The organism is Rhodococcus sp. NPDC056516 (assembly GCF_042794655.1).
Taxonomy (GTDB): domain Bacteria; phylum Actinomycetota; class Actinomycetes; order Mycobacteriales; family Mycobacteriaceae; genus Rhodococcus_F.
In genome coordinates this window covers 300733-311171 of the sequence record NZ_JBHTTG010000004.1, presented here as the reverse complement: position 1 = coordinate 311171, position 10439 = coordinate 300733, and the positions used below count along the sequence as shown (strand labels likewise).

The window sequence follows — 10439 nt, the reverse complement described above, 5'->3', positions numbered from 1 at the left end:
AGCCACCGTCGCAGTCAGATCAACCGCAGTACCCGTGACCGCAGTAGCCGGGACCGAGAGTGACGTCGTGGTCTCGACATCAACCGGAGCCGGATCGGAGACAGTGACGGTCTGAGACGACGCCGAGGAACTCACAAAGCCCGCACCGGCAGTGAAGTCAGCGGTAACGCTCTGCGCGCCAGCAGCATCGAACGAATGCGACAGAGTCGCGGTCCCACCGGAAACCGTCACCGGAGAACCGATCGCCGCACCGTTCGACTTGAACTGCACCGAACCGACAGCAGTGCTCGGAGCCACCGTCGCAGTCAGATCAACCGCAGTACCCGTGACCGCAGTAGCCGGGACCGAGAGTGACGTCGTGGTCTCGACATCAACCGGAGCCGGATCCGACACGGTCACCGTCTGCGCCGACGCCGAGGAACTGACAAACCCCGCACCGGCAGTGAAGTCAGCGGTAACGCTCTGCGCACCAGCAACATTGAACGCATGCGACAGAATTGCGGACCCACCGGTAACAGTCACCGGGGAACCGATCGCCACACCATTCGACTTGAACTGCACCGAGCCGACAGCAGTGCTCGGAGCCACGGTCGCGGTCAGATCAACCGCCGCACCGGTAATCGCCGCAGCCGGAACCGACAGTGACGTCGTCGTCACCACATCCACCGGAGCCGGATCGGACACCGTCACCGTCTGAGCCGACGCCGACGAACTCACAAAGCCCGCACCGGCAGTGAAGTCAGCGGTAACACCCTGAGCGCCAGCAGCATCGAACGTATGGCTCAATGTCGCAACTCCGCCAGTCACCGTGACCGGTGAACCAATGGCCGTGCCGTTCGACTTGAACTGCACCGAACCCACAGCGTTGTTCGGAGCAACCGTCGCTGTCAGATCAACCGCAGAACCCGTGACCGCAGTAGTCGGAACCGACAACGACGTCGTCGTCACCACATCCACCGGAGCCGGATCCGAGACCGTCACCGTCTGAGCCGACGCCGACGAACTCACAAACCCAGCGCCAGCGGTGAAGTCAGCCGTAACACTCTGCGCACCAGCAACATCGAACGCATGCGACAGAGTCGCAACACCCGAAGCAACTGCAACCGGAGAACCGATCGCCACACCATTCGACTTGAACTGCACCGAACCGACAGCGTTCGAGGGAGCCACGGTAGCTGTCAGATCAACCGCAGAACCCGTGACCGCAGTAGCCGGAACCGAGAGTGACGTCGTCGTCACCACATCGACCGGAGCCGGATCAGACACCGTCACCGTCTGAGCCGACGCCGACGAACTCACAAACCCAGCGCCAGCGGTGAAGTCAGCCGTAACACTCTGAGCACCAGCAATATCAAACGCATGCGACAGAGTCGCAACGCCGCCAGTCACTGTCACCGGAGAACCGATCGCCGTGCCGTTCGACTTGAACTGCACAGTGCCCACAGCAGTGGAAGGAGCAACAGTGGCCGTCAGATCAACCGCCGTACCCGTAACCGCCGTCGCCGGAACCGACAACGACGTCGTCGTCTCCACATCCACCGGAACTGGGTTCGAGACTGCCACGTTCGCGGCGACGGATGTCGAACCCGCGTACGCCACCGCACTCGGCGTAAACACCGCCGTGACAGAACGTGAGCCAGCGGATCCAAAAGAGTGAGCCAATGTGGCCACACCACCGCTGACGGTGACAGGGGACCCGATATTGCTGCCGTTGTCCTTGAACTGGACAGTTCCTGGCACGTTGTTGGGCCCGACTGTCGCCGTCAGGTCTACCGACGAACCCACCGTCGCGGTGGCCGGCACCGACAGCGCAGTTGTGGTGTCGCGCTTGGCAACCGTCACCGATGGTCCCATGGTGGAATGATCTTCGGAGACTCCGAAACCACTGCTTCCCATCACGGTGCCCCTGGCGGTGACGCCACCACCGAGTGCACCGAACGCGCAAGAATCCGTGACGAGGTACGTCACGCTGAGTGTCCACGGATTGTTTCCGTTGACCAGCCAGCCGGAATTGGTCACAGTGACTGACGTTCCCGAGACGGACGACGGAGTGATCGCCGACGTGGATCCTCGCGTCAGTTTCGCAGACCCCGTTTCGTACGTCAGGCAGGCGGGGTGCACATCGACGAAGGTGTTGATGTACCCGTCGATACCGGACTTGGTGAGGGCAGTTGTGTACGTGATCTTGTCACCGAGATACACGGTGTCGACGTTGGAACTGCGTGTGAACCGGTACTTGCCCTCGGAGACGGTTGCCGTCGCAGCAGAGGAGACGGTAGCCGAGATGGAACCGACCGTGAGCAACGCCACCGAGGCGACGCCGACGAGCGCTATGCCACGACGAATCAGGTTACGCGACATGAAAACTTCTCCGACCTGAATCGCAGAACTCTTGGTGTGACATAGCTACTCCCGTCGACGGTATTCGAATACTGCAGATGCTGTGACCAGATCAGGAACCGAACGGAAGGGACCCCAACGATCCGGTTCCGAGCGAACCGGTACCTCCGTCACCGGGCACCTCGTTGACCTGGACGGTGCGGACATCGGACGTGGATCCCGTGAATCCGGCTGCGCCACTGTAAATCGCCTTGATCGAGTGCACACCGGTCGTCGTGAATGTGTGGTTGAGGGCGGCGATCCCATTGATTACCGCAACAGCCTCACCGATCGGTGTGTCACCGTCCATGAACTGCACGGTTCCACCGTTCTGCACCGAAGTGACAGTGGCGGAGAGAGTTACCGACTTGTTGACGGTCGAACTGCCGGGAACGGTGATTCCAGTGGCTGTTGCGATGTCGGACGGAGCCGGAGCGGTGACGTTCACCGTGCGCGCCAGCGCCGTTGATCCGAGGATTCCGGAGCCGCCTGAATACACCGCGGTGATGCTGTGAGTTCCCGTGTTCGTGAACGTATGCGACAGGCCGGCAGCGCCAGCCGTCACGGCTTCCGGACCACCGATCGCGACGCCGCCGTCGAAGAACTGCACGGTGCCTTCTCCGACGATTCCGTCAGTCGATGTCCGAACGCTCGCCCACAAGTCTGTTTCCACACCGGTTTTCGCTTCACCGGGCACACTGAGCAATGTCACGGAGCCCTGATCGGCGACACTCACCTGGACGGACTGAACACTGGACGTTGATCCGTTCACTCCGTTAGTACCCGAGAACACCGCCGTGATGTCGTGCGGACCGGCCGTGGTGAAGGTGTGGTTGAGCGTCGCTGAACCGCTTGTCACCGCGATGGTGCCGCCGATATTCGTACCGCCATCCTTGAACTGCACCGTTCCGCCGTTGCCCGCAGGAGACACAGTGGCTTTGAGGTCAACGGCACTGCCGATGTCAGCACTGAGCGGAACAGTCACGGTAGTCACCGAACCAGCTGCTGCAGTCGACACGGTCACTGTCTTGGGGGCCGAGATCGAGCCGCCGAATTCTGCACCGCCGGAATAGACGGCCGAGATGCTGTGCGCACCGTTGGTAGTGAACTGATGCGAGAGTGTCGCCGACCCGTTGACCACTGTTACCGCACTTCCGATGTTCGCCGCACCATCTTTGAACTGGATGGTTCCTGAGCTTGGAGTCGGCGAGACCACCGCAGTCAAATCCACGGCTGCGCCGGTTGAGGCAGCATTCGGCGCGTTGAGCACTGTCGACGTGTTCTGTTGAGCGAGAGCCACTGTGACGGTCGAGGGTTGGGAAGCCGAGACACCGAAGCCGGCGGCACCCGAGTACTCGGCAGTGATGCTGTGTGCGCCGGTAGCGGTGAACGTGTGCGCAAGAGAAGCGATTCCGCCACTCACGGCAACCGGGCCGTCGATCGCAACTCCACCGTCCTTGAACTGGACGGTTCCACCGTTGGGTTGCGGGTTCACAGTTGCCGTCAGGGTGACGGCAGCGTCCTTGTTCGCGGTGGAAGGCACCTGAAGTGTCGTGGTCGTGTCTTGCGTGGAGCTCGAGATGTCGATCGTCTGCGCCTCTGCGGTCGAACCGTCGAAACCTGCAGTGCCGGAATAGACTGCGGTGATCGAATGCGCGCCGGTGGTGGTGAAAGTGTGGGCAAGCGTCGCTGCTCCGGCCGTCACCGGAATCGCGCCTCCGATGTCGATCCCACCGTCCTTGAACTGCACCGTTCCACCGTCGGTTGCCGGTGAGATGTATGCGTTCAGGTCGACGGAGGTCTGCTCGACAGCGCTCGCCGGCACGGTTACCGACGTGCTCGTATGTTCATTGGGTGCCGCCACGTTCACTGTCTGTGCTGACGACGTGGATCCGAGAAACTCGAGAACTCCCTCGTATGCGGCGGTTATGGAATGACCCCCCGATGTAGTGAATGTATGCGGCAGTGTGGCAACACCATTGACGACGGTGACTGGAGCACCGATGTCGGTCCCCCCGTCCTTGAACTGAACGGTGCCGCTGGTCGGCGCCGGCGAGACCTGCGCGACCAGATCCGTCGACTGGCCGACGGTGGCCGTCGTGCCGGATGTCAGGGCTGTTGTCGTCGCCACCTGTGTGACGACGTTGACGGTGGCCAGCGCCTGACCGCCTGCATTCAATCCGCCATTGTTCGAATCACGCGGCGAGCAGTTGTACCGCTCCCAGTACCCCGGCCACAATGTCTCGTACTGCAGGAAGGTGAATGCGTTTTTCGGGGAGTTGAACGAGCCCGAATCACCGTCGGTCGCACGAACCTTCGGCTGCACCGTGCTGCCGGCAGCACCGGCAACCACCGTCACATCGATCGCCGGCAACCGGAAGGTATTCCCCGCTGCGACCTCGATTCCGCCGTCGCTGTTCTTGCTCGAGCTCGGGCCGTTGCTGCCCTTGTTGTTCGAGTCGGCAGTCTGGTTGTTCCCCGAAATACGTAGATGTGATCCTGCGCCGTCCGGCGAACCGCCGTCGTTGATCCGAATCACCGACGGAGCCACACCTGACAGATTCGATGATGAACCTGCCACCAGTCGCGCATCCACGAAGGACACCCCCGAAGGAATGTCGAAGTCGTACTTGAGTCGCGTCCACTTACCGACACTGCGACCCGCATGGCCACCTGTCGGCACCGACATTGCATTCGGTTGCACCCGGTACGTGAACGTCGACCCTGCCACTACCTTCTCCGGCGCCGACACCGTCACACCCGTCGAATGAAACACATCCGAGATGTCAACGGCCAAATGCTCGTAGCCGTCACACCCCAACTTGAAGTCAACACTCTTCTCCACGGGCGGCGATGACGACGGAGCTGCCGAAGCAACACCACCCGCGACCAATACACCGCCGACCAACGCCGCCACCACAACCGCGGAACTTCTTCTCACAGACACGAATACTCCTCAGCTAGCAACGCACGAAGGTCAGGAACCGAACGGAAGAAAATCACTGGATCCGCCGCCACCGTTGCCGGTCGAGGCCTTCTCGACGAGGACGGAGGTAGCCGCCGACGTCGAGGCAGAGAATCCGGCAGCACCGCTGTAGACAGCGGTAATCGGGTGAGCACCCACCTTGTCGAAGGTATGCCCCACGGTGGCAACGCCGTTGACCAGGACGACCGCCTGACCGATCGGTGTGTTGCCATCCATGAACTGCACGGTTCCACCGGCAGTCTCCGAGGCGATGACGTTGGCGCTCAACGATATTTGTGAACCCACCGTGACTGTGCCGGGTACGGATATGACGGTGGCGGTCGAGATGTCCGACGCGGTCGCCTCCGATACGTTGATCGAACGGGCTTGCGCTGTCGAGCCGTTACGTCCTTCTGATCCGCTGTAGGTCGCGATGATCTCGTGTGCACCCGTAGTGGAGAAAGAATGTGTCAGCTTGGCTACTCCGTCGAATACGAAGACGGGCGCACCCAGGCTGACCCCTCCATCGGAGAACTGAACCGTTCCACCGGTCGAAACAGGCTGCCCACTCGGCAATTCGAACACCGAAGCCCAAAGGTCGGTGGCGGCGCCGGTCTTGGCTTCGCCGGGAACACTGAGCAGAGTGGCGGTGCCGAGATCCGCGAGACTGACCTCCACGGTGCCCGGGGTGGACGTGGAGCCGTCGAATCCGACAGCTCCGCTGAACGCAGCGGCAATATCGTGAGACCCGGAATTCGTGAAGACGTGGCTGAGCGTCGCGACACCATCGACCACGTTGATCGGATATCCGATAGGAGCGCCCGCGTCCGTGAACTGAACGGTGCCACCGGAAGGCTTCGGTTCAACCGACGCCTTCAGATCTACTGCGCCACCGGTCCTGGCAGCCGCCGGGACGGTCACCGTTGTCGACGTGGCGACATCGGAGGACGTCACCTCGATGCTCTGCGCCGCCGAAACCGATCCGGCGGACGTCGGATCACCGGAATAGAGCGCGGTGATCGCGTGCGTTCCAGCCGTCGTAAAGGAATGGGTGATGACCGCTACGCCGTTGTCGACGGCGACAGGGTCACCGACCGGTACACCCGCGTCGGCGAACTGAACGGTGCCACCCGCTGGTGCGGGACTGATCACCGCGCGCAACTCAACCGGGTTCCGGGTCGTTGCCGATGACGGCACGGTGACTACCGTCGTGGTCCCGGAGATTCCGTCATCGATCGTGATCGTCTTCGGCAGCGATGTCGAGGCTGTGAAGCCCGCCGTTCCCGAGTAGATCGCAGTGATCGAATGACTGCCCGCCGAATCGAAACTGTGAGTAAGGTTTGCGGTCCCTCCGACGAGTTCGACCGGGGCGCCGATATCGACTCCACCGTCCTTGAACTGGATCGTTCCGCCAGTAGGTGTTGGGAAGACTGACGCGGACAGCGCTACTTCGTCGCCGGTCGCGGCTGACCCGGAAAGGTTGACGAATGTTGTCGTCACCGAATCTGCCGCTGCGACTCCCACGATCTGAGGAGTTGACGTCGAGCCCGCAAATTCGGATGTTCCGCTGTAGATCGCTGTTATCGAGTGCTGCCCCGGGGTTGCGAAGGATGTGGTCAGCTTGACCTGCCCGGAGGTAACCTGCTGCGGCGCACCGAGATTGTTCGATCCGTCCTTGAACTGAACCGTGCCACCCGTCGGCGTCGGTGAGATTGTTGCACTCAAATCCACTGGCGCGTTGAGCGCCGAATTCTCGGGCGCGGTCACTGCCACCGATGTCGCAGTGCGTGCGGACTGGACCTTGATTACCTTGGCCGCCGATGTCGATCCGGAGACTCCGGGTACGCCGCTGAATTCAGCAGTGACGCTGTGGTCACCGGCCGTCGTGAAGGTGTACGGAAGTGCGGCGGTTCCGTTGACGACCGCGACCGGTCCACCGATCGGGTTGCCTCCGTCCTTGAACTGAACCGTGCCACCAGATGTTCCACCGGAAACGCCCGCAGACAGGGTTATCTCGGTGCCTACGTAAGTCGAGGCCGGTAGGTTGAGCTGTGTGGTCGAGGGTGCATCAGCACTCGATACTGCGATGGTCGCCAGCGCGCCTGCCCCGCTGTTGAGCCCCGATCCCGTTCCGTCCCGCGGAGAGCACTTGGTCGGCGCCCACTGGGTTCCACCGAGGAAGGTGGCTTTGGCGAGTTGGGTGCTGAAATTCTCGCTTGCGTTGTAACTTCCGGCGCTGCCGGACGTCCGCACCTTCGGAGTGATTGCCGTCCCGGCAGTGCCCGCGACGACGGTTACCTCGACGGCCGGCATCTGGAACCAACTGTCCCCGTTGCCGTTGGACGATCCGTCCAGATTCTTCTTGAGTTTGGGAGCACGGATGCCCCCTTCGCTGTTGGTGCTGTTCGAAGTGCCGTTGGCAATCACTTCGTTGTTGCCCGACAGTCGAAGCAGAGGCCCTGCCGAATCGGCTGAGCCCGACGTGTTGATCCTCAGCACGCCTGCCGGAACCCCATCGAGGTTCTTACCCGTGTTCGGCAGCACAGCGGCCTGAACGAATGTCGTGTTGTTCGGAATCTCGAAATCGAACTTCAACCTCGACAGATTGCTGGTCGTCGCGCCGGAATCACTGTCCGGGTATGAAGCCGGGCCAGGCTGGATCGTGAAAGTGAATGTCTCTCCGGATACCACTGTGGTCGGCGCATTGACGATGACTGAATCGTCTTTGGTCTTGTCGACGTTGATGGCCGCCGATGCGCGACACGTACTTTTGAATGAGGTCGTGGTGGTCTGCGCAGCAGCCTGCCCACCACCTATAAGCAGCATCCCGGCCACCAGGGCAGCGCCGGTCAGAGGCGCGGCGCAGTGCCGGAGCGTCGAGATGTGCATTGGTTCTTCTCTCGGAATACTCGAACAGAGCGAAAATCAGGATTGAAGCTGGACGCCCGTACAGTACCCGCCAAAAGTAGCACGTGTATCAGTTTTTTCGGACAAACATTCATAAATTGCCGATACCTACGCTAACGACCAATCGCCGAGTCTTTCGGCAGTGCAATGCCCCTTGCACCCATGGGCGCAAGGGGCATCACATCATCGGAGAATCAGGAACCGAACGGCAGCGACAGCGATCCGAGCGAACCGGAGCCTCCACCCCCGTTACCGACGTTCACAACCGATGCAGTCGACGTGGAACCCGTAACTCCCTGGGCTCCGCTGTAAACCGCGGTGATCGAATGATTGCCGGTCGTGGTGAAGGTGTGGCTCAACACAGCCTGCCCACCTACAACATCAACAGCTGACCCGATCGGAGTCGTTCCGTCAAAGAACTGGACGGTTCCCGACGTAGCACCGGAAGAACTGACCACAGCCTTCAGCTGCACCGAGGTGCCGACCTTTGCCGAAGACGGAGCCGTCAACGACGTAGAGCTCTCGACATCCGACGGGGTCGGAACGGTGACGTTGACGTCGACGGATTCCGCAGTGGATGAAATGAACACACCGGATCCACTGAATACGGCCGAGACTGCAAAGGTGCCTTCTGCTCCGAATACGTGCGGCAGCTTGGCAACTCCGTCCACAACCGCGACCGGGGCGCCCTGATCGACTCCACCGATCTTGAACTGGACCGTTCCACCGGACGGCACCAGGGCATCCGAGGGATCTTCGGACACTGTCGCGAAGAGATCGACAGGGAGTCCGACCTTGGCTTCACCCTGAACGCTCAGAACCGTCTTCGTCGCCTTGTCGACCGGAGCCGGATCGGAGACAGTGACGGTCTGGGCAGATGCCGACGAACTGACGAAGCCAGCGCCTGCGGTGAAGTCAGCCGTAACACTTTGCGCACCAGCAATATCGAACGCATGCGACAGCGTCGCAACACCCGACGCAACTGCAACCGGAGAACCGATCGCAACACCATTCGACTTGAACTGCACCGAACCCACAGCAGTGGAAGGAGCAACCGTCGCAGTCAGATCAACAGCCGCACCTGTGATCGCCGTAGCCGGAACCGACAACGACGTCGTCGTCTCGACATCCACCGGAGCCGGATCCGACACCGTCACCGTCTGAGCAGACGCCGACGAACTCACAAACCCAGCACCGGCGGTGAAGTCAGCCGTAACACTCTGAGCGCCAGCGGTATCGAACGCATGCGACAGCGTCGCAACACCCGAAGCAACTGCAACCGGCGAACCGATCGCCGTGCCGTTCGACTTGAACTGCACCGTGCCCACAGCAGTGTTCGGAGCAACCGTGGCCGTCAGATCAACCGCCGTGCCCGTGATCGCCGTCGCGGGAACCGACAACGACGTCGTCGTCTCCACATCCACCGGAGCCGGATCGGAGACAGTGACGGTCTGGGCAGATGCCGACGAACTCACAAACCCTGCGCCAGCGCTGAAATCAGCGGTAACACTTTGAGCACCAGCAACATCAAACGCATGCGACAGAGTCGCAACACCCGAAGCAACTGCAACCGGAGAACCGATCGCCGTGCCGTTCGACTTGAACTGCACCGTACCCACAGCGTTCGAGGGAGCAACCGTCGCGGTCAGATCAACCGCCGCACCGGTAATCGCCGCAGCCGGAACCGACAGTGACGTCGTCGTCTCGACATCAACCGGAGCCGGATCGGACACCGTCACCGTCTGAGCAGACGCCGAGGAACTCACAAACCCAGCGCCAGCAGTGAAATCAGCCGTAACACTCTGAGCACCAGCAGCATCGAACGCGTGCGACAGAGTCGCAACACCCGCGGAGACTGCCACCGGTGAACCAATGGCCGTGCCGTTCGACTTGAACTGCACAGTACCCACAGCAGTGTTCGGAGCCACCGTTGCGGTCAGATCAACAGCAGTACCGGTAATCGCCGTAGCCGGGACCGAGAGTGACGTCGTGGTCTCGACATCGACCGGAGCCGGATCGGAGACAGTGACGGTCTGGGCAGATGCCGACGAGCTGACGAAGCCAGCGCCGGCGGCGAAGTCAGCGGTAACACTCTGCGCGCCAGCGGTATCGAACGTATGGCTCAATGTCGCAACACCGCCAGTCACCGTCACCGGAGAACCGATCGCCGTGCCGTTCGACTTGAACT

General features: G+C 61.4%; 4 protein-coding genes. All 4 read right to left on the bottom strand.

What is annotated here, in order from left to right:
• Nucleotides 1–2361 (bottom strand): beta strand repeat-containing protein (locus ACFQ6Y_RS14315; protein WP_378633613.1); only part of this gene is annotated, 2361 nt, incomplete at its 3' end.
• Between the two features lie 91 nt (nucleotides 2362–2452).
• Nucleotides 2453–5326, bottom strand: a complete 2874-nt coding sequence (locus ACFQ6Y_RS14310) for a beta strand repeat-containing protein (protein WP_378633611.1) — start codon at nucleotides 5324–5326, stop codon at nucleotides 2453–2455.
• Between the two features lie 30 nt (nucleotides 5327–5356).
• Nucleotides 5357–8233, bottom strand: coding sequence for a beta strand repeat-containing protein (locus ACFQ6Y_RS14305; protein WP_378633608.1), 2877 nt, complete (start codon nucleotides 8231–8233; stop codon nucleotides 5357–5359).
• 212 nt (nucleotides 8234–8445) lie between these two features.
• Nucleotides 8446–10439, bottom strand: a 1994-nt coding sequence (locus ACFQ6Y_RS14300; protein ID WP_378633605.1) for a beta strand repeat-containing protein, incomplete at its 5' end; no start/stop codon positions are given.

What these genes read in the sequence shown, in the direction of transcription:
- ACFQ6Y_RS14305 (WP_378633608.1), bottom strand. Translation starts at nt 8,233, where the DNA reads ATGCACATCTCGACGCTCCGGCACTGCGCCGCGCCTCTGACCGGCGCT.